The sequence below is a fragment of the Lysobacter cavernae genome, assembly GCF_042648505.1.
Lineage (GTDB): Bacteria > Pseudomonadota > Gammaproteobacteria > Xanthomonadales > Xanthomonadaceae > Lysobacter_L > Lysobacter_L cavernae.
In genome coordinates this window covers 41,080-64,875 of record NZ_JBHRXK010000009.1, presented here as the reverse complement: position 1 = coordinate 64,875, position 23,796 = coordinate 41,080, and the positions used below count along the sequence as shown (strand labels likewise).

The window sequence follows — 23,796 nt, the reverse complement described above, 5'->3', positions numbered from 1 at the left end:
GCCCGGCATGGAGATGCAACAAGTGCTGTTCCTGCTGGTGCTCGCCGGCGCCTTGTACCTGTTCGTGAGCGAGCGCCTGCGGGTCGACGTGACCGCGATGCTGACGCTGCTCGCGCTGGTGCTCACCGGCGTGCTCGATGCGCGACAGGCGCTGTCGGGCTTCGCCAGCGAGCCGGCGATCATCGTCGCGGCGGTGTTCGTGATCTCCGGCGGCCTCGCCGCGACCGGCATCACCGAGCGTCTCGGCCAGGGCATCGGCCGCGCCGCCGGCCGCAGCGAGACGCGCGCGATCGCAGTGACGATGCCGGCGGTGGCGCTGCTGTCGTCGTTCACCCACCACGTGATGGTGACGGCGATGATGCTGCCGATCCTGACCCGCTTCGCCCGCGCCCGCGGCCTGTCGGCATCGCGCCTGCTGATGCCGATGTCGTTCGCGGCCTCGCTCGGCACCACCTTGACCCTGGTCAGCGCCCCAGCATTCCTGCTCGCCGACAACCTGATCGAGCGCACCGGCGCGGAAGGGCTCGGCATCTTCTCGATCACGCCGATTGGTTTGGCGCTGGTGGCGATCGGCGTGGCCTACATGCTGCTGGCGCGCTGGCTGCTGCCGCGCCGCTTCGGCGCGCTTGCCGACGAAAGCTACCTGCGCCTGGACCGCTACCGCACCGAGCTGCTGGTGATCGAAGGCTCGCGCTGGAGCACGCGGCCGCTGGCCGAGTTGCAGAAGGCGCTGGGCGACCGCTTCCGCCTGGTCGGCTGGCTGCGCGACGGCCGCATGCGCGACGACCTCACCGCCGCCAGCCCGCTGATCAGCGGCGACATCCTGCTGGCCGAGGCCTCTGCCGACGCGCTGGCCTCGCTGCACGACGACCCCGGCCTGGACCTGCAGGCGATCGCGCACTACGGCGACCACGCCAGCGGCGAGGGCACGCCACAGCTGGTGCAGGCGGTGGTCGCGCCGGGCTCGGAGTTCATCGGCCGCAGCCTGCGCGAGCTCGATTTCGCGCGGCGTTTCCATGCGGTGATCGCCGGGCTGTGGCGTCGCGATAGTGCGGGCGGCGATGAGCACGCCATGCCGCGCCTGGCCGAGGCGCGCCTGCGCGAAGGCGATCTGCTGCTGCTGTGGGGGCGACCCTCGCGCTTTGCCGAGCTGGCCGCGCACCACGGCTTCCTGATGCTGGTGCCGTTCGCCGGCGAGGCGCGGCGCCGCGTGCGTGCACCGATCGCGCTGGCGATCCTGGCCGCGACCGTGCTCGCCGCCGCGACCGAATGGCTGCCGGCGCCGCTCGCGTTCCTGCTCGGTGCGGTGGCGATGGTGGCCACGCGCTGCGTCGACGTCGAGCAGGCCTACCGCGAGATCGACGTGCGCATCTTCGTGATGATCGCCGGGGTGATCCCGCTCGGCATCGCGATGGAGCAGACCGGCACCGCGCAGCTGCTCGCCAGCGGCCTGCTGCACGTGGTCGCCGGCTGGCCGGCGCTGGCGGTGCTGCTGGTGATGTTCAGCGTCGCCGCGCTGCTGACCCAGATCCTGTCGGACGCGGCGACCACGGTGCTGCTCGGCCCGATCGCAGTCGAGCTGGCGCAGTCGCTGGGCCTGGCGCCGACACCGTTCGTGGTCTGCACCGCGCTCGGCGCGGTGGTCGCGTTCCTGACCCCGATCGGCCACCACGGCAACCTGCTGATCCTCGGCCCCGGCCAGTACCGCTTCCACGACTTCCTGCGCATCGGCCTGCCTCTGACCGCGCTGATCGCGCTGGTCAGCGCCTGGATGGCGCGCTGGTTGTGGCTGGGTGGGCCGTTGTTGCCGGGCGGTTGAGCCTCAAAACGATTCGTCCTGTAACGACTCGCCTAGAACAGCTCGCCCTGCGGCGACGGCTTGCGCGGTGGCACGAACTGCGCGCTGTCGAGCGCGGGCAACCGGCCGAAGCCGAGCCGCTTGTGCGCCTTGGCGAAACGCTGCGCGATCAGCTGCGCAAACGGCCCTTCGCCGCGCATGCGCGTGCCGAACGCGCTGTCGTAGTCCTTGCCGCCGCGCATCTGCCGGATCAGGCTCATCACGTGCTCGGCGCGGTCGGGGTAGTGCAGCTGCAACCATTCGCGCCAAACCTGCTTTAGCTCGTGCGGCAAGCGCAACAGCACGTAGCCGGCAGCGCCTGCGCCGTGTTCGTGTGCGGCCTCGAGGATGTGCTCGATCTCGCGGTCGTTGATCATCGGGATCACCGGCGCGACCATCACCCCGACCGGCACGCCGGCCTCATGCAGCGTGCGCATCGCCTTCAAGCGCGCGTGTGGCGCCGCGGCGCGCGGCTCCATGCGCGCGGACAGCTTGTTGTCGAGTGTGGTCACCGAGAAATACACCGACACCAATCGCCGCCGCGCCATCGCCGCGAACAGGTCGAGGTCGCGGGTGACCGCGGCGTTCTTGGTGATCAGGCTGAACGGATGCGAGCACGCGTCCAGCACCTCGATCAGCGATCGCGTGATCCGGTAGCGGCGCTCGATCGGCTGGTAGGCATCGGTGTTGATGCCCAGCGCGATCGGCGCGCAGTGGTAGCCCGGCTTGGCCAGCTCCGCCTGCAGGCGTTCGGCCGCGTTGGTCTTGGCGAACAGCCGGGTTTCGAAATCCAGCCCCGGCGAGAGGTCGAGGTAGGCGTGCGAGGGCCGGGCAAAGCAATAGACGCAGCCGTGCTCGCAGCCGCGGTAGGGATTGACCGACTGGCTGAAACCGATGTCTGGCGAATCGTTGCGGCTGATGATGCTGCGCGCGCGCTCCTCGGTGACGCGCGTGTCCGGGTGCGGCGCCTCGGCAAGGTCCTCGTAGACCGAACCCCAGCCGTCGTCCTCGCCGCGCGCGACCGTCACCGCATAGCGCCCGTCGACGTAGGACGCGGCACCGCGGCCTTTGATCGGAGCCTGGGCTTTGCGGGCGTCGTCCATGCGGCTTAGCCTACGTCGGCGCTGTCGCACTCCCTGCGACGACGCGTCTGAACGATTCAGCCGGAGACGATCGCGCATGCACCATGCCCTGCAGGACGCCTGGGACGCCTTTACCGCGATCCCGCACCTTGGCCTGTACCTGACGCTGGGCTGGCTCGGTTACCTGGTCGGATTGGGTCTGTGGATCGCGCTGCAGAAGCGCGAGCCGGTGGCCACGCTGAGCTGGCTGATCAGCCTGGCGGCGCTGCCCTACGTCGGCTTCCTGATCTATTTCGTCTTCGGCCCGCAGCGCATCCACCGCCAGCGCCTGCGCCGGGTGCGCGCGCGTGCGACGCTGCCAGTGCCGCCGCACGGCCTGCACCCGAACCCCGACGCGATCGAACTGGCCAAGATCGCCCAGGCCACCACCGGCCTGCCCCCGACCACCGCGACCCACGCGCAGCTGCTGATCGACGGCGCTGCCAAGTACGCCGCCCTGCTCGAGGCGGTCGCGCAGGCGCGCGAGCACATCCATCTGGAGTACTACATCTACCTGCCCGACCGCACCGGCACGGCCCTGCGCGATGCGTTGATCGAGCGCGCCCGTGCCGGCGTCAAGGTGCGCCTGCTGCTGGACGCGGTCGGCTCCGGAGCGACCAAGCGCCGTTTCCTGCGGCCGCTGGTCGACGCCGGCGCCGAAGTCGCCTGGTTCCACCCGATGCGCCTGCGCTGGTTCTGGAAGCGGCCGTGGTTGAACCTGCGCACCCACCGCAAGATCGTCGTGATCGACGGCCGAGTCGGCTTCACCGGCGGCATCAACATCACCGACGAGGAAGACGAGCGCCTGCGCAGCGACGCCTATCGCGACCTGCACCTGCGCCTGGAGGGCGACGTGGTGCACGAGTTGCAGCTGGTGTTCGTCGAGGACTGGGCCTACGCGACCGGGCAGCCACCGCTCAAGCTGCACTCTCCCCCGCCGCAACCTGGCACGGTCGCCACGCAGGTGCTGGTGTCGGGTCCGGATTCGTCGTGGGAAGCGATCCACCGCCTGCATGTCGGCGCGATCCATTCCGCGCAACGCCGGGTCTGGCTGGTCACGCCGTACTTCGTCCCCGGCGAGGCCGCGCGCATGGCGCTGACCTCGGCCGCGCTGGGCGGTCTTGACGTGCGCCTGCTGGTGCCCAAGCTCAGCGACAGCCGCCTGGTGACCTACGCCGCGCGCTCCTACTTCGACGAGCTGCTCGAAGCCGGGGCCAAGATCCACGAGTACGGGCCGCGCATGCTGCACAGCAAGGCCCTGCTGTGCGACGACGACCTCGCCATCATCGGCAGCGCCAACTTCGACAACCGCAGCTTCCGCCTCAACTTCGAGATCTCGGTGATGTTCCGCGATGCGTCGCTGGTGGCCGCGTTGGCACGGCTGATCCAGTCCGAGTGCAGCCAGGCCCCGCGCGTGCGCGACGACCGCGTCCGGCCGCTGTGGCGCACGCGCGTGCCCGAGGCGTTGGCGCGGCTGGTGTCGCCACTGCTGTAGACGGTGCCCAGACCGGCGGTCGCTGCCGGCGGGCGACCGGAGGGCCGCGCTGCGACGCCCGCGCTACACTCCTTCGCGTTCGTCGCACCCCACCCAAGGAGCACCGCCGCGATGCACTGGCTTTATCTGCTGTTGGCCCTGGCCGCCCTCGCGATCTCGTTCAAGACCAGCTCGGTCGCCGTGCTGGTGTTGTGCCTGCTGGTCGCGCTCGGCCTGTTGCTGGCCTGGGTGATGGCGCTGCTCGCGCAACGCCTGGGCAGCCAGAGCCGCGACGAATCGCTGATGCTCGACCCGGTCGAGCTGCGCCGCCTGCGCGAGCAGGCCGAAGCACGCCGCACGGCCGCGGCACCGCCAGCCGAGCCACCGACGGCCTGACCACACCCTCTGCGCAGGCGCAGGCCTGCGCTAGCATGTTTCCGATGGGCTGCTGCCCGCGGCCGTGTCCACTGCCGCGGCATGTGCCCACTTGGAGAGCCATGAACCATTGCCTCGGCGCGCCCCGCCTCTCATGCCCGGCCATGACGCCATGACCGTGCTCAGCGTCAACGTCAACAAGATCGCCGTGCTGCGCAATTCGCGCGGCGGCGGCGAACCCGATGTCGTGCGTGCCGCGCAGGCTTGTCTCGCCGCCGGCGCCCACGGCATCACCGTGCACCCGCGTCCCGATGCGCGCCACATCCGTGCCGACGACGTGCTGGCGCTGGCCGCGCTGACGCGCGCGCAGGGCGTCGAGTTCAACCTCGAAGGCAACCCGTTCGCGCCACCGCGCCCCGGCTACCCCGGTTTTCTGGCGCTGTGCGAACAGACCCGGCCGGCGCAGGCCACGCTGGTGCCCGATGGCGACGCCCAGCTCACCTCCGACCACGGCTTCGATTTCCAGCGCGATGCCGCGACCTTGCAGCCGCATGTCCAGGCGCTGAAGGCCCTGGGCTGCCGCGTCAGCCTGTTCGCCGACGCCCACACCGACAACGGCCTGGCCGGCATCGCCCAGGCCGCGGCGGTCGGCGCCGATCGCGTCGAGCTCTACACCGGCCCCTACGCCGAGGCTCAAGCCGCCGGCGACGGCGCGGCGATGACGGCGCGCTTCGCGCAGGCCGCCCGTCGCGCCCAGGCTGCCGGACTCGGCGTCAACGCCGGCCACGACCTCAGCCAGGACAATCTCGGCGCTTTCCTGCGCGCGGTGCCCGGCGTGCTCGAGGTGTCGATTGGCCATGCTTTGATCGGCGAGGCCTTGTACGACGGCCTCGCCTCCACCGTGCAGCGCTACCTGCAGATCCTCGACGACACGCGCTGACCGCGCGTCCGCTCAGCGCAGGGCGATGTCGTTCAAACCGCTGTGCTTGGCGGCCGACACAGCACGGGCAAAGCCCTGGTAGTCGGCCTCGGCCTCGGCGCCGACGTGGAGCACCGTCCGCGGAGCACGTGCGGCCAAGGCCTGCAGGGCCGGCTGCAGCTCACTGGAAGTCAGACCGCGACCGTCGAGCTGGAAACTGCCGTCGTGGCGCACGAGCAATTCGCTGCGCGGCGCCGGTGGCAGCGGCTGCGGATCGACCGGCACCTGCGGCAGTCGCAGGTCGAGCCGCCCGCTCAACACGGGCGCGGTCACCATGAAGATCACCAGCAACACCAGCAGCACATCGACCAACGGCGTGATGTTGATCTATGCGACTTCGCGCAGATTGCCGTGGCGGTCGGAACGGAAGTAAGCGGAGACGGCCATGCACACCTCCAGCAGGGGCGGGATGCCCGACACCACGCTACGCCGACCCCGGCGCGGCTGACAAGCGCCCGAGTCGGCCGGGCCGCGAAACGACGGTGGCTTGGGTGAGCGTCGTCAGGCAGCACGCAACGAGCGCAATTGGAGAACCAGCGCCCACAGTCCGAGGGTCGCGAGGAAATTGATGGTGAAGACCAGGCCGCGCAGCCGGATGTTTGTCGTAAAGATCTGGACGCCGCTATGCGCCAGGCGGCCGAACAGGAATATCCAGGCCAGCGCCACCGCGGCAACACTCTCCGATGGGTTCTGCATGAGCAGCAGGCACGCTGCGTAGAACAAGACAGGCCACTCGAACTGATTGGACAGGTTGGCGCTGATCCGCGGCTCAACAGCCGCCCAGGGATTCGAACCGTCGGAACGTCGGCCGATGCCCCAGACTTTGGGAGCGCGTGTAACGGTGAGCAGAACGTAGAGCAGCGAAGCAAGCGCTACATGAGCGGCCATCGGAAGTATCAATGGATGCGCCATGTGCCCCGTCCCCCGATGTCTGGAAACAGCAGCCTATCGCGCCGCAGAGAGGCGCGCATAAAAAAACGCCGCCCGGAGGCGGCGTTTGTCACGACGGTAAGCGCCGATCGGTCATTCGTTCTGGACGAAGCCGATCTTTTCCATTTTTGCATTCTTGGCGTAAGCCAGCACCTTGGCCAACACGCCATAGCTGGCATCCGCATTGGTGTCGATTTCGAGCATCGGCTGGTTGCTCGGGTCTCGGTTGACCTCGACTTCCATCAGATTCTCGACCACCGACATCGGCTGCGGTGAGTCATTCCAGAACACCTGTCCCGTAGCGTCGATGCGCAGCCGGATCGGCGGCGGCGGCGTCTTCGTCTGCGGTGGTGGGTTAATCGACTTCTGCGGCAAATTGACGTCGATCGGGTAGGTCAGAGTCGGCGCGGTCACCATGAAGATGATCAGCAACACCAACAGCACGTCCACGAGGGGCGTGACGTTGATGTCGGACATCGCGCCGCCACCGGAGTTTGATGCGAAAGCCATGAGTCAAATCTCCAGTCAGTGCTCTTTCTTGGCCACGAAGCCGACCTTGCGCATGCCCTGGGCCTGCGCGACCTTCACCACTTCGCTGACGATGCGGTACTTGGTCGTGTGGTCGCCGCGGATGTTGACCTGCGGCTGCGGCGTCTTCTGGGCCTCGATCGACAGACGGCTCTCGAGCAGGTCACGGGTGACCGGCTCGTCGTTCCAGTACATCGAGCCGTTCTCCTGCACCGCAATCGTGATCGGCGGGGTCTTCGTCTCTTTGGCCTTCTCGTCGAGATTGGCCTCAGGCAGCTTTACCTCGATTTTTTGCGTCATCAGCGGGGCCGTGATCATGAAGATGATCAGCAGCACCAGCATCACGTCGACGAGCGGCGTGACGTTGATTTCGGCCATTGGGCCGCCGCTATCGTTGCCTGTACTGAAGGCCATGTCCGAACTCCAACCTACTGCAAAAGGGTGTCGACGTTACAGCGTTGAGGATTAGCGCTTGCCAGACAGCTCGCCGACGCGTGCGCCGGTGGCGAAGAAGTCGTGCAGGTCGTGCGCGAAGGTGTCGAACTTGTTGTTCGTCACACGGTTCAGGCGGGTGAAGAAGTTGTACGACAGCACCGCCGGAATCGCGACGAACAGACCGATCGCGGTCATGATCAGCGCTTCACCGACCGGGCCGGCCACGGCCTGGATCGAGGACTCGCCGCTGGCGCCGAGACGGATCAGGGCGTGGTAAATGCCCCACACCGTGCCGAGCAGGCCGACGAACGGCGCGGTCGAACCGACGGTGGCAAGCACGGTCAGGCCGGACTCAAGCTTCATCGACTCGCGGGTCACGCCCTGGCGCAGGGCGCGGTCGACGAACTCGGAACGATTCAGCGACTCGACCAGACGCGAACCTTCGTGGCGCTGGTGGTGAGCGGCGGCCTGGGCGGCATCGAGCGCGATCTTCGAGAACGGCTCGAAGCGCGCCTGCTCTTCCATGTAACGGATGGCGTCCTGCGCGTTCGGGGTTTCCCAGAACGTGCTGACAACGCGGTCCGAGCTGGAGCGCAGACGTGCGTTGCGGATGAAGTTCATGACGATCCAGTAGATCGACATCACCGACATCACGGCCAAGGTGACGAAAACAATCCAGCCGAGGGCATCGAAGTTCTTCAGCAGCTCGGCGAAGCCCATCTGCTGGAGTGCATCGGCGTTGGAGCCTCCAGCGGCAACAGCGGTAGTGGTTTCCTGCAACATGACGCTTACCTTTGAATGTCGTGGAATGGAAAAGTAGGGGTTACGCGTTACTTACAGCAGTCCCGTGAACCCGATCAGTTCGGCGGGACGAAATCGACCGGAACTCGGACCCGGCTCTGTACGCCGACACCGTTCTGCGTCTCCGGATTGAACTTCCATTTACGCGCGGCATCCATTGCGGCGCGGTCGAGGTTGCGGTTGCGGCTGGACTTCTCGACCGACACATCGAGGACGTTACCCTGGCCGTCGATGGTGATGATCAGCACCACGGTACCGCCCACGCCCTGGCGGGCTTCGGTCGGCGGGTACTTCGGCGGGTTCAGTCGCTTCGACGAGGGGTCGACGCTGGAGCCGATGTTGGTGGCCGGGGCCGGCGGCGACGGCGGAGCCGGCGGCGGAGCCGGCACGTCGATCGGCGTCGGGTCGTCGACCAGCACCGGCGGATCTTCCGGCGGTGGCGGCAACGGCGTCGGCTGCGGCGGCGTCAGCGTCTTAGGCGGCGTCAGTTCCTTCGGCGGCTCCGGCGGCGGTGGCGGCGGTGGCGGCGGCGGCGGTGGCGGCTTGATGATATTGACGAAGGTCACGTCTTCCTCCTGCTGCTGCTGCACGGGCGGAACCATGGGAGCAAGCAACAGGAGCAACGCTCCGACGTGGAAGGCGATCGCGATGGTCAAACCGGCAATACGCGGCCAGTTCAACTCGTTGCGATCGTCGTCTTTCTTTGCGTGAATTTCGAGGTCTTGCGTCATGCGCCGTAGCTCGGGAGGTGTTTCCGGGCGCCAGGGCGCCGCGGGCCGTCGTTCGATCCCCGCAACCGGTTACAGTCGCGGGAACCTCCTAGCATATAGCAAACTGCGCCCTGCGTTCCAAGGGCAATTGGCTATTTCTTTGCTCTTTCCGCCTATTTTGCGGGTAGGGCAAGGATCTTCTTGGCGTCGTCGGGCTTTTTCACGCCCTTGGCGATCGCCTGCTTGGCGGCTTCCTTGGCCTCGGGGATGCGGTCTTCCTGCCACAACACACGGGCGAGGTTGAGGTAGGCCTCGCCATCGGGCGCCAGCGGCGCGGCTTTCTTGTAGGCGTCGATCGCCGGCGCCACCTGGTCGGAGAAGTAGTACGACTGCGCCATCGCCAGGTAGACCTGGTAGTCGGGCTTGAGCACGCCCTTCTCCAGGCCCTCGGTGATGACCTTGGCCGCTTCCTTCTCCTTGCCGTCCATGTTCAGGTAGGTGGCGTAGAGCTGGCGGTATTCCTTGTCGTCGGTGAGCTGGCCCGATGCGCGCAGCTTCTCGAGCACCACGGCGGCCTTGTCGAGCATGTCGTTCTGCTGGTAGACCGCGGCCAGGTTGAGCTGGGCGCGCTTGTCGGCCGGGTTCTTGGCGGCGAGGCCCTCGGCGATCTTGACCGCTTCACCGGCCTGGCCGCTCTCGGCGTAGGTCGCCATCAACAGCTGCTGCCACTCGGCCTTGGGCTCGGGCGAGGCGTCGATGGCCTGCTTGAGCACCGCCGCCGCTTCCGGGTAGCGCTCCAGGCGATAGAGGACGTTGCCCTTGAGCACCAGCTGCTCCGGCTTCTGGCTCTTGGTCTCGGCGAAGAAGCGGTCGAAGGTCTTCAGCGACTCGGCGTACTGGTCTTCCTGCAGTTGCAGCTGGGCCAGCATGAACATCGCGCCGTAATGGCCGTTGTTGTCGAGGCCGTTGAACTCGATCGCCTTGTTGAGATACGCCATCGCCGTGGCGGTGTCGTCGGCGTCATAGGCGATCTGCGCGCCGATCTGCGCGGCGAAGGCGTGCTCGTAAGCGTTGGAAGCGGGGTTGGCGATGATCTCGTCGGCGACGGCGCGCGCATCGGCGCCCTTCTCGTCGTCGTAGAGCTTCATCATCTTCTGCAACTTGGCCCCACCCTTGGACGTCGCTTTGGTCTCCGGCGACTGACGCGTGGCCTGCGGGTACTGCTCCTCCGCCTTGGCGCTCTGGCCTTTTTGCGCGCCCTTCTGCGCGCGGCGTTCATCGGCCCGCTGCTGCGCGGTCTGTGCATTGACCTGGCTGATCGCGCCGAACACCAGCACGGTGCCGATGGCCGCCGCCAGCAGACTGTGCTTGCGGATGGAAAGCTTGCTCATGAAACACCTCAAATCTGCAGCCGCATGGGGTTCGGCGGGACGATCGGCGCAGGGCCGGGGGGCCGTCACGCTAACAGAAACGCGGGGGCGTGCGATACGGGGTTATCCATGCATCGCGCCACTTGTTTATCCGCACTTCGGCGTATGGCCGGCGGCGCGCGCCTGTTCATACGTCGGCATCAACGCGCCGGCGCGGGCGCCGAGTTCGTTGATGCGCGACTGAGGGTCAGGGTGGGTCGACAACCACTGCGGTGGCCGGGCGCTGCTGGCCGCGATCATGTTCTGCCACAGGTTGACCGCCTGGCGCGGGTCGAAGCCGGCCTTGGCGGCGAGCTGCTGGCCGACCACGTCGGCCTCGCTTTCCTGGGTGCGCGAGTTTGGCAGCAGGTAGAAGGTCTGCGCCGCAGCACCGCCGAGCTGGCCGGCGGCGTTGGCCGCACCGGAGCCGTAGGCCGAGCCGAGGATGGCGCTGCCGATGCCGAGCAGGGTCGAGGTGCTCTGCTGTTTGGTGATGCGCTCGTCGTGGTGACGCGAGACGACGTGGCCGATCTCGTGCGCGATCACCGCGGCCAGCTGGTCCTGGTTCTTGGCGACGGTGAAAATGCCGGTGTTGACGCCGATCTTGCCGCCGGGCAGCGCGAACGCGTTGGGCGAGCTGTCGGCGAACACCGCGACCTCCCACTGGGTCTGCCAGCCGGCCGGGAGTTCGCGGGTGATGTCGTTGACCACGCAGCGCACGTAGGCGTTCTGGCGGGCATCGGTGCTGAGCTTCTGCTTGGCCTTGGCCTCGGTGAACGCCTGCGCGCCCATCTGATCGAGCTGCGCCTGCGGCACCGCGCCGACGACCTGCCGGCGCCCGGTCGGTGAGGTGGTGGTGGCGCAGGCGGTGACGACCGCCGCGAGAGTCAGGCCGAGCAGCAACGGCTTCATGAGGTACCCCGAATCGATCCGATGGCTATGTTGTAGGGCGGGAAGTATTAACAGGCCGTCAATGCCGCCCCAAGCCGGGACCGGCGCCCCATACCAAGTCTGTCGTGCGTCGCGGTCGCGCCCACAGGACACGACCGGCGCAGGTGTTCGTGCGCGCCTCAGACGTCGAGGTTGGACACCTTGAGCGCGTTGTCCTCGATGAACTCGCGGCGCGGTTCGACGACGTCGCCCATCAGCGTGCTGAAGATCTGGTCGGCCGCGACCGCGTCCTCGATGCGCACCTGCAGCAGACGCCGCGTCTCCGGATTGACCGTGGTGTCCCACAACTGCTCCGGGTTCATTTCACCCAGGCCCTTGAAGCGCTGGATGCTGCGGCCCTTCTTGGCCTCCTCGAGCAGCCAGGCCTGCGCCTGGGCGAAGCGGGTGACCTCCTGCGCGCGGTTGCCGCGCACGATCTGCCCGCCCTCGCGCACCAGGCCGTGCAGCAACGTCGCCGCTTCGCGCAAGGCGCGCAGCTCGCCGGTTTCGAAGGCGGCCAGCGGCAGCACCTGGGTGAGCTGCTCGCCCATGTGGTGGCGCGTGACCAGCAGTGCCGCCTGGCGCGTTTCGTTGGCGGCGTGCCATTCCAGCACGTAGCGCGGCTGGCCCAGGCCGGTGCGGTTGAGGCGCTGCTCCAGCGTGCGCAGCTCCTGCTGCGCGGCGTCGCTGCCGAGCAGGTGGTTGCTGTCGAGCGGCGTGAAATCGATCAGCGCCTCGAGCACGCTCGGGTCGTAACGGTGCGCATTGCGCGCGATGGTCTCGCGCGCGCCGGCGTAGACGAGCAGCAACTTCTCCAGGGCTGCACCCTCGATCGCCGGCTCACCAGTGGCGGGGATCAGCGACGCGCCTTCGACCGCGTTGTTGGCCAGGTAGGCGTCGAGCGCGGCATCGTCCTTGAGGTAGATCTCGTTCTTGCCCTGCTTGATCTTGTACAGCGGCGGCAGGCCGATGTAGACGTGGCCGCGCTCGATCAGCTCCGGCATCTGGCGGTAGAAGAAGGTCAGCAGCAGGGTGCGGATGTGGCTGCCGTCGACGTCGGCGTCGGTCATCAGGATGATGCGGTGATAACGCAGCTTGTCCGGGTTGTACTCGTCCTTGCCGATGCCGGTGCCCAGGGCGGTGATCAGCGTGCCGACTTCGGCCGAGCCGAGCATGCGGTCGAAGCGCGCGCGCTCGACGTTGAGGATCTTGCCCTTGAGCGGCAGGATCGCCTGGGTCTTGCGGTTGCGACCCTGCTTGGCCGAGCCGCCGGCGGAGTCACCCTCGACGATGAACAGTTCGCTCAACGCCGGATCCTTCTCCTGGCAGTCGGCGAGCTTGCCGGGCAGGCCGGCGATATCGAGCGCGCCCTTGCGCCGGGTCAGGTCGCGGGCCTTGCGCGCGGCCTCGCGCGCGCGCGCGGCGTCGACGATCTTGCCGGCGATCGCACGGGCCTCGTGGGGGTGTTCCTGCAGGAACTCCTCCAAACGTGCACCGAACGTGCTTTCAACGACCGGTCGGACCTCGGAACTAACCAGTTTCTCCTTGGTCTGGCTGGAGAAACTCGGGTCCGGCACCTTGACCGACAGCACCGCGATCATGCCTTCGCGCATGTCGTCGCCAGACAGCGCGACCTTGGCCTGCTTGGCGATGCCATTCTGTTCGATGTAATTGGTCAGCGTGCGCGTCAGCGCGGCGCGGAAGCCGATCAGATGGGTGCCGCCGTCCTTCTGCGGGATGTTGTTGGTGAAGCAGAACATCGTTTCCTGGTAGGCGTCGGTCCACTGCAGGGCGACGTCGACCGTGATGCCATTCATCTCACCAGTTACTGAGATGACATTCGGGTGCAGTGGGGTCTTGAGCTGGGCCAGGTGCTCGACGAACGAGCGGATGCCGCCCTCGTACTGGAACACGTCGCGCTTGCCTTCGCCGCGCTCGTCGACCAGGGTGATCTTGACGCCGGAATTCAGGAACGATAGCTCGCGCAGGCGCTTGGCGAGGATGTCGTAGTGGAACTCGACGTCGGTGAAGATTTCGACCGCCGGCTTGAAGCGCAGCAGGGTGCCGCGCTTGGTCGAGGCCTCCAGCGTCTTGAGCGGGTACAGCGGCTCGCCGAGCGAGTATTCCTGCTGGTGGTGGTGGCCGTCGCGCCAGATGTCCAGCCACAGGTGCTCGGACAGCGCGTTCACGACCGACACGCCGACGCCGTGCAGGCCACCGGAGACCTTGTAGCTGTTGTCGTCGAACTTGCCGCCGGCGTGCAGCACGGTGAGGATCACCTCGGCCGCCGACACGCCTTCTTCCTTGTGGATGTCGACCGGGATGCCACGGCCGTTGTCCCAGGACGAGACCGAACCGTCCTCGTGCAGCGTCACCACGACGTCGTCGGCGTGGCCGGCGAGGGCCTCGTCGATCGCGTTGTCGACCACCTCGAACACCATGTGGTGCAGGCCGGTGCCGTCGTGGACGTCGCCGATGTACATGCCCGGACGCTTGCGCACGGCTTCGAGCCCGCGCAGGACGGTGATCTTGCTGGAATCGTAGGTCTGGGACGGGGACGACGCGGCAGGCGCGGAATCTTGCGAGGGGTCGTGCTCGGTCTGGGTCATGCGGCAACAGGCTCCGACGACGCGGTAACCGGAGGTCCGGGACGCGTCGAGACGCTTAGCGATATGAGCACGGAGTATAGCAGGCGGCGGGGATACCCCCGGCCACGGCACCGCCGCTGGCGAGCGCTGCAAGCCCGCAAAAACCGGCCAATCCGGGCTTGCCTGCATGACTGCCGGTGAGCTTGCCGTCCCGGCAGGAACGCCATCGGGCCGCACTGAATCGAACAACCCAGCCAAGCGGCAGGTCAGCCGCCCGGGAGGCGGCCCAGCTCACCATGTTCCACGTGGAACCTGTGCACGACCGCCCCCAGCGCGGCCAAGGCCGGTGGGGCTTCGGTGCCGGTAATGAACACCTGGGCGCCGCTGGCCAGCAGCCGCGCCAGCACGCGGGCCTGGTGCTGGCGATCCAGTTCCGAGGCAAGGTCGTCGAGCGCGATCACCGGCCACTCGCCACGCAGTTGGGCATGGTGCTCGGCCTGCGCCAGCAGCGCCGCCAGCGCGGTCAACTTGGCTTGGCCGCGCGACAGGGCCTCGCGTCCCGGCAGGGCGCCGAAGGCGATGCGCCAGTCGGCGCGGTGCGGCCCGACCGTGGTGTAACCGGCGGCCAGGTCGCGTTCGCGGGCGAGCAGCAGGGCATCGTCGAGCGGCAGCTCGTCGCGGCGCCAGCCGGGCAGATAATCCAGCCGGCTGGCGCCGAGGGCGGGTGCGAGTTCGGCCAGCAGCGCGGCGAACCGGGGCTGCAGGGCCTCCAGGTACTGCTCGCGGCGCCGGCTCAGCGGCTCGCCGGCGTCGGCCAGCTCGTGGTCCCAGGCGTCGAGCTGGCCGTCGCGTACCCGCGCCTTGAGCAGGGCGTTGCGCTGCTTGAGCGCGCGCGCGTAACGACGCCATTGCGGCATGAAACCAAGTTCCACGTGGAACAAACCCCAATCGAGGTAGCGCCGCCGGGTTTCGCCGCCGCCGGTGACGAGGGCGTGGCTGCCGGGCTCAAAGCTGACCACGGCCAGGGCCGCGCAGAGCTCGCCCAGGTGCGCGACCGGGGCGCCGTCGAGTCGGCCGGTCCAGTCCTGGCCACTGTGGCGCAGGCCGGCCTTGCGGGCACGCCGATAACCGGCCTGCGGTTCGGCAACAGCGGTGGCCGACGACACGGCACCCACCGTTTCCAGCCATTCGACGAACACCTCCAGGGCCGGCTCCCCGGCCCGGATCAGCCCGTCGCGCACGCGACCACGGAAACTGCGGCCGTACGCCATCAGGTGCAGGGCTTCGAGCACGCTGGTCTTGCCGGCGCCGTTGTCGCCGGTGATGAGGTTCAGGCCCGGGGCCGGGTCGAGGCGGACCTCGCCAAAGCGGCGCAGGCCGCGCAGTTCAAGACGGGTAACGTGCATTGCGCTCAAGTCTACGGGAGGCCCCAAACGAAACGCCCGGCGGGGCCGGGCGTTTGTGGATAACGTGGTTCCACGTGGAACATCACAGGCGCAGCGGCATCACCACGTGGCGGCAGCGGTCGTTGGCGGCCTCGCGCACCAGGGCCGAGGAGTTGGCGTCGCGCAGGGCGATCACCACGTGCTCGTCCTTGAGGGCGGTGAGGGCGTCGAGCAGGTAGTTGACGTTGAAGCCCACCGCCAGGTCATCGACCTTGGTGTCGGCCTCGACTTCCTCCTGCGCTTCTTCCTGCTCCGGGTTGTGCGCGCTGATCTTGAGCTGGCCCGGCGACACCTCGATGCGGACGCCGCGGTACTTCTCGTTCGACAGGATCGCGGCGCGCTGCAGCGAGGCGCGCAGGGCTTCACGCTCGATCCGCACCTCGCGGTCGGCGCCGATCGGGATCACCGCCTCGTAATCGGGGAAACGGCCGTCGATGAGCTTGCTGGTGAAGGTCACGTCGTCGCGCTTGACGCGGATGTGGCCTCGGCCCATTTCCAGCTCGAGCTCGCGTTCGCCGCCTTCGAGCAGGCGCTGCAGCTCCTGCACGCCTTTGCGCGGCACGATGATCTGGCGCTTGGTCTGGGCGCTGCCCTCGTAGTCGGCCTCGCACAGCGCCAGTCGGTGCCCGTCGGTGGCGACGCAGCGCAGGCTGGTTTCGCGCAGGTCAAACAGCAGGCCGTTGAGGTAGTAGCGCACGTCCTGCTGGGCCATCGCGAACGCAGTGCGTTCGATCAGTTCCTTCAGCGCCGCTTCCGGCACGCGCACGCGCTCGGTGGCCTCGACCTCGTCGATCGACGGGAAGTCGTTGGCCGGCAGGCTGGCCAAGGTGAAGCGCGAACGCCCGGCCTGCACGCTGATCTTGTCGGCGGTCTGCGAGACCGTGACCTTGCTGCCGTCGGGCAGGGCGCGAACGATCTCGAACAGCTTGCGCGCCGGGATCGTGGTTTCGCCGTCCTGCGCGTCATCGACCATGACGCGAGAGACCATCTCGACCTCGAGGTCGGTGCCGGTCAGCGACAGCTGCCCGTCCTTGACCTGGACCAGCAGGTTGGCCAGGACCGGCAAGGTCTGGCGGCGCTCGACGACATTGACGACTTGCGCGAGCGGCTTGAGAAACACTTCGCGTTGGAGGCTGAAACGCATGCGGAACCCCGTCCCCTTGCCATTACTAAGGTGTGGAATAAATCAAAAGCATGGTGGTGATGGTGTCGCCCGAAATCCGGGAAAACCAACTCAAGCTTTTGAATATCAAGGATTTTACTGCCGTGAAAACTTCGGTAAAACCGGTCTTGCAAGCCACGGACAATCTGTGGACAACTTTACAGCACTGGTGCCGACGCCGATCTGTCCACAGCTTGTGCCCGGGCCGTGCACCGCTTGTTGGCCGAGCTTGCGGATAAGTGCCGCCGCCGTCCAGTCGTGGCGCCGTCGGTGGCCGCTCACTCGCTGAGTTTGCGGATCAACTTGTCCCAGTCCTCGCGCAGCTTGCCGTCGGTCTCCATCAAGGTGCGGATCTGCCGGCAGGCGTGCAGCACGGTGGTGTGGTCGCGGCCGGCGAAGGCGTCGCCGATCTCGGGCAGGCTGTGTTCGGTCAGTTCCTTGGTCAGCGCCATCGCCATCTGCCGCGGCCGCGCCAGCGAACGCGTGCGGCGCTTGGACAGCAGGTCCTTGATCTGCAGGCCGTAGTAGTCGGCCACGATCTTCTGGATGTTGGGGATGCCGATCGCCTGCTGCTGCGCGCGCAGCAGGTCGCGCAGGGTTTCCTGGGCGAACTCGGGGGTGATTGCGCGACCGGTGAAGTTGGCGCGGGCGGCCAGGGTGTTGAGGGCGCCCTCGAGGTCGCGCACGTTGCTGCGCATCTTCTTGGCGAGCAGGAAGGCCACGTCCTCGGGGATGTTGGCGCCGCGCTCGCGCGCCTTGGACAGCACGATCTGGGCGCGGGTCTCGAAGTCGGGCGGCTCGATCGCCACGCTCAGGCCCCAGGCCAGGCGCGATTTCAGGCGCGGCTCCAGGCCCTCGACCTCGCGCGGGTAGCGGTCGCAGGTCAGGATGATCTGCTGCTTGCCGTCGAACAGCGCGTTGAAGGTGTGGAAAAACTCCTCCTGGGTGCGGTCCTTGCCGGCGAAAAACTGGATGTCGTCGATCAGCAGCGCGTCGACCTGCTGGAACTGGCGCTTGAACTGGTCCATCGCCTTGTCCTGCAGCGCCTTCATCATCGCGCTGAAGAACTGCTCGCTGCGCAGGTACATCACCCGCATCGCCGGGTTGGCCGCGCGCATGGCGTTGCCGGCGGCGAACATCAGGTGGGTCTTGCCCAGGCCGGTGCCGCCGTACAGCAGCAGCGGGTTGTGGGCGCGGTCGCCGGGCTTGAGCGCGGCCTGCCAGGCGGCGGCGCGGCCGAGCTGGTTGCTGCGACCCTCGACGAAGTTGTCGAAGCTGTAGTGGCTGTCGAGGTTGCCGTGGAACGGCTCGGACGGCACGGCCGTGCCCATGCGCGGGGCCGGCAGGTCGCTGATCGGGGCCGGCACGGCCGCCCGCGGCAGCGAGCCGATTTCGAGGCTGACCTCGCCGGTGCCGGCGAAATGCACCAGCAGCTCGCGGATGCGGGCGAGGTAGCGTTCGCGCACGTGCTCGACCACGAAGGCGTTGGGCGCGTACAGCACGGTGGTGTCGTCGCGGCGCGAGGCCTGCAGCGGCTTGAGCCAGGTGTGGACATCTTCGGCCGGCAGTTCGGCTTCAAGGCGTTCGAGGCAGCGGGGCCAAGCATCCATCGGGTCAGAGCGTCTTCTTTGTGCGGCCGCCGAGCAGCGGCGCGGCAGGCGAAAAGCGGCCGGCCGCGCGATGTGGGACATCGCGGCGAACGGGGCGGGGGAGGCGGTCAGACTATCACCGCGATCCGGTGTGGAACAGGACTTGTCCACAGGGGCATGTACAGGTTAGTCCACAGGGCATGCCCGCATTCGCGGGCATGCCCCCCAAGGTTTGCACCGCAAACCTCGGGCCCCGTGTCTGTGCATCCACACCCCATTCGCGCTGCGCGCGAATCGCCCCTGACTCAGGGGCTGAGAAGCGCGGCTGTCGAGTGGATCGGGCGCGCAGTTGACCCGAACCGCAATGCCCCGCTAGAATCGCCGGTCTTCTACGACGTTTACGCAGAGCCGGACCATGGCCACCAAGCGCACCTACCAGCCCAGCAACCTCAAGCGCAAGCGCGACCACGGCTTCCGTGCCCGCATGGCGACCGCCGATGGCCGCAAGATTCTTGCCCGTCGTCGCGCCAAGGGCCGCAAGCGTCTCTGCGCCTAAGCTTGGCTGCGGCCGCCCCGTGCGGCCGACCGGCATCCGCCGGTACCCCGTCATGATATCGACCCGCTTCCCGCGCACCGCGCGGGTGCGCGCGCGTTCCGATTTCGATCGCATCTTCCAGCAAGGCCGACGCGTCGCGTTGCCCGTGTTGGCACTGCATTGGCAGTCCGGCGACGCCGCGCCGCGGCTTGGCTTGGCCGTGTCGCGCAAGGTCGATCCGCATGCGGTCGGCCGCAACCGCATCAAGCGCGCGCTGCGCGAGACCTTCCGCCATCTTCGCCATGACCTGGCCCCGGGCGACTACGTCGTGGTGGCCCGGCCTGCGGCTGCGCGCTGCACCGGCGCGGAACTCGCGGCGGCCCTGCGTGGTCTGCTCCAGCGTGCCGGCGCCTTGCCCGCACCTGCGTTGCCCCCGACTGCGTTGCCCCCGACTGCGGCGCCCGGCACAATGCCGGCCGCTTCCCCTTCCGCCCCAACGCCGGACTCGCGTCCTGGCTGAGCCTGCCTGTCGCCCATGAACCAGACCCGTGTTTTCCTGATCTTCGCCTGGCTGATGGTGGCGACCCTGCTGTGGATGGAGTGGGGCAAGGAACAGGCCGCGCCGGCAGCCGCGCCGACCAGTGCGGCGGCGGCCGCGACACCGGCCAGCACGGTCCCGACGACCGGCGGCAACCTGCCGACGGTGCCGAGCGCTCCTGCGATGGCTGCACCGGCGCCTGCGCCCGCGACGGCCGCCGCCGCGACCGCGCCGACCGTCACCGTCACCACCGACGTGCTCAAGCTCGTGCTCGACGGCGGCGAACTGCGCCAGGCCGACCTGCTCAAGTACCCGAACGAGGCCGACGGCACTACCCCGGTGCGCCTGTTCGCGCAGGACCCGAGCAACTACTTCGTCGCCCAGAGCGGCTGGGTGAGCCAGGGCGGTGCCGCGCCGAACCACGAGTCGGGCTTCCGCCCAGAGGGCGCGCAGCACGATTTCGCGCTGGCACCGGGCACCGACCTGCTGGAAGTGCCGTTCGTGTGGACCGGCGCCAACGGCGTCACCATCCGCCGCACCTACCGCTTCCACCGCGGCGACTACGTGGTGAAGGTGCGCGACGACGTGGTCAACGCCGGTACCGCGCCGTGGCAGGGCTTCGTCTACCGCCAGCTCAGCCGCGTGCCGCGCGCGCTGGTCAAGTCCGGCCCGATGAGCGCGGAAAGCTACAGCTTCCAGGGCGCGGCCTGGTACTCCAGCGCCGACAAGTACGAGAAGCGCAAGTACGAGGACTTCGCCGACGACGGCACGCTCGACAAGCAGGTCACCGGCGGCTGGATCGGCATGCTGCAGCACCACTTCTTCGCCGCCTGGATCCCGGGTGCGAACGACGTCAGCACCTTCTCGCTGGCCACGCCCAGCGGCAGCGGCGGCAGCCAGTACCTGATCCGTGAGGTCGGCCCGGGTGTCAACGTCGCCCCCGGCGCGACCGCGACGACCGAAGCGCGGCTGTGGGTTGGCCCGAAGCTGGTCAAGCAGATCGAGGCGCAGCGCGTGCCCGGCCTGGACCGCGCGGTCGACTTCAGCAGCTACAGCCTGATGGCGACCCTGGCCGGTTGGCTGTTCTGGGTGCTGGAGAAGATCTATGGCCTGGTCGGCAACTGGGGCTGGGCGATCGTCGGCCTGGTGGTCCTGCTGAAGCTGGTGATGTATCCGCTGTCGGCGGCGCAATACAAGTCGATGGCGAAGATGCGCAAGTTCCAGCCGCGCATCGCCCAGCTCAAGGAGCGCTACGGCGACGACAAGCAGAAGTTCCAGATGGCGATGATGGAGCTGTACAAGAAAGAGAAGATCAACCCGGTCGGTGGTTGCTTCCCGATCCTGCTGCAGATGCCGGTGTTCCTGGCGCTGTACTGGATGCTGTCGGAGTCGGTCGAGCTGCGCCACACGCCGTGGATCGGCTGGATCCAGGACCTGACCGCGCGCGATCCGTACTTCGTGCTGCCGCTGATCAACATCGCGGTGATGTGGTTCACCCAGAAGTTGAACCCGACCACCGGCATGGACCCGATGCAGGCCAAGATGATGCAGTTCATGCCGCTGGTGTTCGGCGTGATGTTCGCGTTCTTCCCGGCCGGCCTGGTGCTGTACTGGATCACCAACGGCGCACTGGGCCTGCTGCAGCAGTGGTGGATGGTCAAGCGCTACAGCGAGGCGCCGGCCAAGGCCTGAGCCTTGGCCGTGTCGACTTGACGAAGCCCGCCCTCCGGCGGGCTTCGTGCTTACAGCACTGCATGTTTTCACCACCGCGTATCTGCGAACATCGCGCCATGACCGACATCGCCCGCGACACCATCGCCGCGATCGCCACCGCGCCCGGCGCCGGCGGCGTCGGCATCGTGCGCCTGTCGGGGCCGCGCGCGAAAGAGATCGCCGAAGTGGTCTGCGCGCGCGCGCTGACGCCGCGCCACGCCCACCACGTGCGTTTCCACGATGCCGCCGGCGCGGTGCTCGACGACGGCATCGCGCTGTACTTCGCCGGGCCGGCCAGCTATACCGGCGAGGACGTGGTCGAGCTGCAGGCGCACGGCAGTCCGGCGGTGCTGCACGAACTGGTCACCCGTTGCGTCGCGCTGGGTGCGCGCCATGCCCGTCCCGGCGAGTTCAGCGAGCGCGCCTTCCTCGAAGGCCGCCTCGACCTGGCCCAGGCCGAAGCGGTGGCCGACCTGATCGCGGCCGGTGATGCCCGCGCCGCCCGCGCCGCGCGGCGTGCGCTCGACGGCGAATTCTCGCGCCGGGTCGAGGCGCTCGCGGCCGAGCTGCTGGCGATCCGCGTCCACGTCGAGGCCGCGATCGACTTCGCCGACGAGCCGCTCGACACGCTCGGCGGCGGCGCCCTGCGCGCGCGCTTCGACCGGCTCGGCCACGACCTGGACGCGCTGCTGAGTGCGGCCGAACGCGGCCGCCGCCTGCGCGACGGCCTGCACGCGGTGATCGTCGGTCCGCCCAACGCCGGCAAGAGTTCGCTGTTGAATGCCCTGGCCGGCAGCGAGCGCGCCATCGTCACCGACATCGCCGGCACCACCCGCGACCTGCTGCACGAGACCATCCGCAGCGACGGCGTCGAACTGACCCTGGTCGACACCGCCGGCCTGCGCGAGGGCGGCGACACGATCGAGCGCGAGGGCATGCGCCGCGCCTACGCCGAACTCGCCCGCGCCGACCTGGCGATCGTCGTGCTCGACGCGCGCGACCCGGCTGCCGGCCGCGCCGCCGTGGCCGAGGCGATTGCCGACGTGCCGCAGCGGTTGTGGCTGCACAACAAGGCCGACCTGCTCGCTGACCGCGGCGCCGGCGAGGTAGTGCTGGGCGAGGACGAGATGCGCGTGTCCGTGCACACCGGCGCCGGGCTCGAGGCCCTGCACGCCCGCCTGCGCACGCTTGCCCTCGGCGCGGGCGGTGACGCGACCGACGGCGCGTTCACTGCCCGCACGCGCCACGTCGACGCCCTGCTGCGCGCCCGCGACGAACTCGACGACGCCCGCGTGCACCTGCAGCACGAGGTGCTCGACCTCGCCGCCGAGGCGCTGCGCGCCGGCCACGATGCCCTCGGCGAAATCACCGGCCGGGTCCGCGCCGATGACCTGCTCGGGCACATCTTCGCCAGTTTCTGCATCGGCAAGTGACGCGCGGGGGCAGCACGGAACAGGGCGCCGCGCGTGCGGGTTTCGGCACGGGGCCGCGTCGATGGTAGGCTCCGCAGTCGACCGCTTGACAAACGCGGTGCGCTGGCGTGATTTAAGTGTCGTGCGCTCGTGACAGCGCACTTCAGGGGAGCTTTGCCAATGATCGTAAATCCGAAAGCCCGGCGTCCGCGCCGGCTGTCCGTGGTATCGCAGTGGTCCGTCGCGCTGGCCTTGGGCTGCGCGCTGGCCGCCTGCCAGAAAGAACCGCCCGCGCAGGAAGGCGCGGCGGCCCCGGTCGCCACCGCTGCTGCGCCGGCGGTGACGGCGGACACCGCCGTGTCGGCCAAGGTCACGGCGATGACCGCCGACCAGCTGCGCGAGGCCGCCCGCAAGGCCTACAGCGAGAACCGCCTGTACGCACCGGCCGAGGACAACGCGGTCGAGTACTACCTGGCGCTGCGCGACAAGGCGCCGGGGGATGCGGCGGTGTCGAGCGCGCTGACCGACCTGCTGCCGATGACGGTCATCGCCACCGAGCAGAGCGTCAACCGCGAGGACTTCAGCGAAGCCCAGCGCCTGGCCGCGCTGCTGGAGAAGGCCGATGCCCAGCATCCGGCGCTGGCGCGCCTGAAGAGCAGCATCACCGCGCAGCAGGATGCGGTGAGCAAGCGCGCGGCGCAGCAGCAGCTGACCGCCGAGGAAGAGGCCAAGAGGCAGGTCGAACTCGAGAAGAAGCGCCTTGAGGACCAGAAGAAGCAGCAGGATCAGGCCGCCAGGCAGTTGGCCACGCAACAGGCCAACGAGAAGGAAACAGCCAGCAAGCAGGCGGCGGAGAAGGCCGCCGAGCAGCGCGCCGCCGAACAGCGGGCCACGGAACAGCGTGCGGCCGAGCAACGCGCGGCCGAGCGTCAGGTGGCGGCATCGCCGACCGCCAACGCCAGCGACCTGCGGGCGGTATCGACACCGGCGCCGCGTTATCCGCCGGAGGCCTTGCGCGCCGGCCAGTCGGGCGAGGTGCAGGTCGAGTTCACCGTCGGCACCGACGGCTCGGTCACCGCCGCGCGCGTGGTGCGCTCCAACCCGGCGCGTGTGTTTGACCGCGAGGCGGTCAATGCGGTGCGCAAGTGGCGCTTCCAGCCGGTGGGGGCGCCGGTGACGACGCGCCGCACGATCGGGTTCAACCCCGAGGGCGGTTGAGCGATCGGCCGCCGCGTAGCAAAAAGCCCGGCGCAGGCCGGGCTTTTTTGTGGTCTTGCAGATGGAT

The 23,796-nt window shown here is 68.3% G+C and carries 22 protein-coding genes; 9 read left to right on the top strand and 13 right to left on the bottom strand.

The window, feature by feature from the left end:
- Nucleotides 1-7: 7 nt before the first annotated feature.
- Nucleotides 8-1,819 (top strand): SLC13 family permease, encoded by a 1,812-nt coding sequence (locus ACFOLC_RS15080; protein WP_386760085.1) that lies wholly within the window; start codon nucleotides 8-10, stop codon nucleotides 1,817-1,819.
- A gap of 32 nt (nucleotides 1,820-1,851) precedes the next feature.
- Here ACFOLC_RS15080 and ACFOLC_RS15075 read toward each other — a convergent pair whose 3' ends face one another.
- Complete coding sequence (locus ACFOLC_RS15075; protein ID WP_386760084.1) at nucleotides 1,852-2,940, bottom strand: PA0069 family radical SAM protein; 1,089 nt, start codon at nucleotides 2,938-2,940, stop codon at nucleotides 1,852-1,854.
- 76 nt (nucleotides 2,941-3,016) lie between these two features.
- Here ACFOLC_RS15075 and cls point away from each other — a divergent pair, with 76 nt between their 5' ends.
- From cls to ACFOLC_RS15060, 3 genes are all read left to right on the top strand, one after another.
- On the top strand, nucleotides 3,017-4,453 hold the full coding sequence (cls, locus tag ACFOLC_RS15070; RefSeq protein WP_386760083.1) for a cardiolipin synthase: 1,437 nt from the start codon (nucleotides 3,017-3,019) through the stop codon (nucleotides 4,451-4,453).
- A gap of 111 nt (nucleotides 4,454-4,564) precedes the next feature.
- Nucleotides 4,565-4,828: a hypothetical protein gene (locus ACFOLC_RS15065; protein WP_386760082.1), complete on the top strand. Its 264-nt coding sequence runs from the start codon at nucleotides 4,565-4,567 to the stop codon at nucleotides 4,826-4,828.
- Nucleotides 4,829-4,979: 151 nt separating this feature from the next.
- Complete coding sequence (locus ACFOLC_RS15060; RefSeq protein ID WP_386760081.1) at nucleotides 4,980-5,747, top strand: pyridoxine 5'-phosphate synthase; 768 nt, start codon at nucleotides 4,980-4,982, stop codon at nucleotides 5,745-5,747.
- A gap of 12 nt (nucleotides 5,748-5,759) precedes the next feature.
- Here ACFOLC_RS15060 and ACFOLC_RS15055 read toward each other — a convergent pair whose 3' ends face one another.
- The 12 genes from ACFOLC_RS15055 to dnaA all read right to left on the bottom strand — a co-directional run bounded on the left by ACFOLC_RS15055 (nucleotide 5,760) and on the right by dnaA (nucleotide 18,334).
- A complete protein-coding gene (locus ACFOLC_RS15055) occupies nucleotides 5,760-6,107 on the bottom strand; it encodes an ExbD/TolR family protein (protein ID WP_386760102.1) in 348 nt (115 codons plus the stop codon).
- 180 nt (nucleotides 6,108-6,287) lie between these two features.
- Complete coding sequence (locus ACFOLC_RS15050) at nucleotides 6,288-6,698, bottom strand: MAPEG family protein (RefSeq protein ID WP_386760080.1); 411 nt, start codon at nucleotides 6,696-6,698, stop codon at nucleotides 6,288-6,290.
- Nucleotides 6,699-6,809: 111 nt separating this feature from the next.
- Nucleotides 6,810-7,226, bottom strand: a complete 417-nt coding sequence (locus tag ACFOLC_RS15045; RefSeq protein WP_386760079.1) for an ExbD/TolR family protein — start codon at nucleotides 7,224-7,226, stop codon at nucleotides 6,810-6,812.
- A 15-nt stretch (nucleotides 7,227-7,241) separates the two neighbouring features.
- Nucleotides 7,242-7,658, bottom strand: coding sequence for an ExbD/TolR family protein (locus ACFOLC_RS15040; protein WP_386760078.1), 417 nt, complete (start codon nucleotides 7,656-7,658; stop codon nucleotides 7,242-7,244).
- A gap of 51 nt (nucleotides 7,659-7,709) precedes the next feature.
- Nucleotides 7,710-8,462, bottom strand: a complete 753-nt coding sequence (locus tag ACFOLC_RS15035; RefSeq protein ID WP_386760077.1) for a MotA/TolQ/ExbB proton channel family protein — start codon at nucleotides 8,460-8,462, stop codon at nucleotides 7,710-7,712.
- A gap of 74 nt (nucleotides 8,463-8,536) precedes the next feature.
- Nucleotides 8,537-9,211, bottom strand: coding sequence for an energy transducer TonB (locus tag ACFOLC_RS15030; RefSeq protein WP_386760076.1), 675 nt, complete (start codon nucleotides 9,209-9,211; stop codon nucleotides 8,537-8,539).
- Nucleotides 9,212-9,363: 152 nt separating this feature from the next.
- The gene (locus ACFOLC_RS15025) at nucleotides 9,364-10,581 is read right to left on the bottom strand and encodes a tetratricopeptide repeat protein (RefSeq protein ID WP_386760075.1); all 1,218 of its coding nucleotides are present in this window, start codon (nucleotides 10,579-10,581) and stop codon (nucleotides 9,364-9,366) included.
- A 126-nt stretch (nucleotides 10,582-10,707) separates the two neighbouring features.
- Nucleotides 10,708-11,511 carry a M48 family metallopeptidase gene (locus ACFOLC_RS15020; RefSeq protein WP_386760074.1) on the bottom strand — a complete coding sequence of 268 codons (804 nt, stop codon included), beginning with the start codon at nucleotides 11,509-11,511 and terminating at the stop codon, nucleotides 10,708-10,710.
- A 158-nt stretch (nucleotides 11,512-11,669) separates the two neighbouring features.
- Nucleotides 11,670-14,138: a DNA topoisomerase (ATP-hydrolyzing) subunit B gene (gene gyrB / locus ACFOLC_RS15015; protein ID WP_386760073.1), complete on the bottom strand. Its 2,469-nt coding sequence runs from the start codon at nucleotides 14,136-14,138 to the stop codon at nucleotides 11,670-11,672.
- Between the two features lie 245 nt (nucleotides 14,139-14,383).
- Entirely contained in the window at nucleotides 14,384-15,523 is a 1,140-nt protein-coding gene (gene recF / locus ACFOLC_RS15010) for a DNA replication/repair protein RecF (RefSeq protein WP_386760072.1), read from the bottom strand.
- Between the two features lie 82 nt (nucleotides 15,524-15,605).
- Entirely contained in the window at nucleotides 15,606-16,706 is a 1,101-nt protein-coding gene (gene dnaN, locus ACFOLC_RS15005) for a DNA polymerase III subunit beta (RefSeq protein WP_386760071.1), read from the bottom strand.
- Nucleotides 16,707-17,002: 296 nt separating this feature from the next.
- Entirely contained in the window at nucleotides 17,003-18,334 is a 1,332-nt protein-coding gene (gene dnaA / locus ACFOLC_RS15000) for a chromosomal replication initiator protein DnaA (protein WP_386760070.1), read from the bottom strand.
- A 394-nt stretch (nucleotides 18,335-18,728) separates the two neighbouring features.
- Here dnaA and rpmH point away from each other — a divergent pair, with 394 nt between their 5' ends.
- From rpmH to ACFOLC_RS14975, 5 genes are all read left to right on the top strand, one after another.
- A complete protein-coding gene (gene rpmH / locus ACFOLC_RS14995; protein WP_031374044.1) occupies nucleotides 18,729-18,869 on the top strand; it encodes a 50S ribosomal protein L34 in 141 nt (46 codons plus the stop codon).
- Nucleotides 18,870-18,921: 52 nt separating this feature from the next.
- A complete protein-coding gene (gene rnpA, locus ACFOLC_RS14990) occupies nucleotides 18,922-19,368 on the top strand; it encodes a ribonuclease P protein component (protein ID WP_386760069.1) in 447 nt (148 codons plus the stop codon).
- A 15-nt stretch (nucleotides 19,369-19,383) separates the two neighbouring features.
- A complete protein-coding gene (yidC, locus tag ACFOLC_RS14985; protein WP_386760068.1) occupies nucleotides 19,384-21,078 on the top strand; it encodes a membrane protein insertase YidC in 1,695 nt (564 codons plus the stop codon).
- A gap of 98 nt (nucleotides 21,079-21,176) precedes the next feature.
- Nucleotides 21,177-22,532, top strand: coding sequence for a tRNA uridine-5-carboxymethylaminomethyl(34) synthesis GTPase MnmE (mnmE, locus tag ACFOLC_RS14980; protein ID WP_386760067.1), 1,356 nt, complete (start codon nucleotides 21,177-21,179; stop codon nucleotides 22,530-22,532).
- Between the two features lie 159 nt (nucleotides 22,533-22,691).
- Entirely contained in the window at nucleotides 22,692-23,729 is a 1,038-nt protein-coding gene (locus ACFOLC_RS14975; RefSeq protein WP_386760066.1) for a TonB family protein, read from the top strand.
- Nucleotides 23,730-23,796 lie beyond the last annotated feature (67 nt).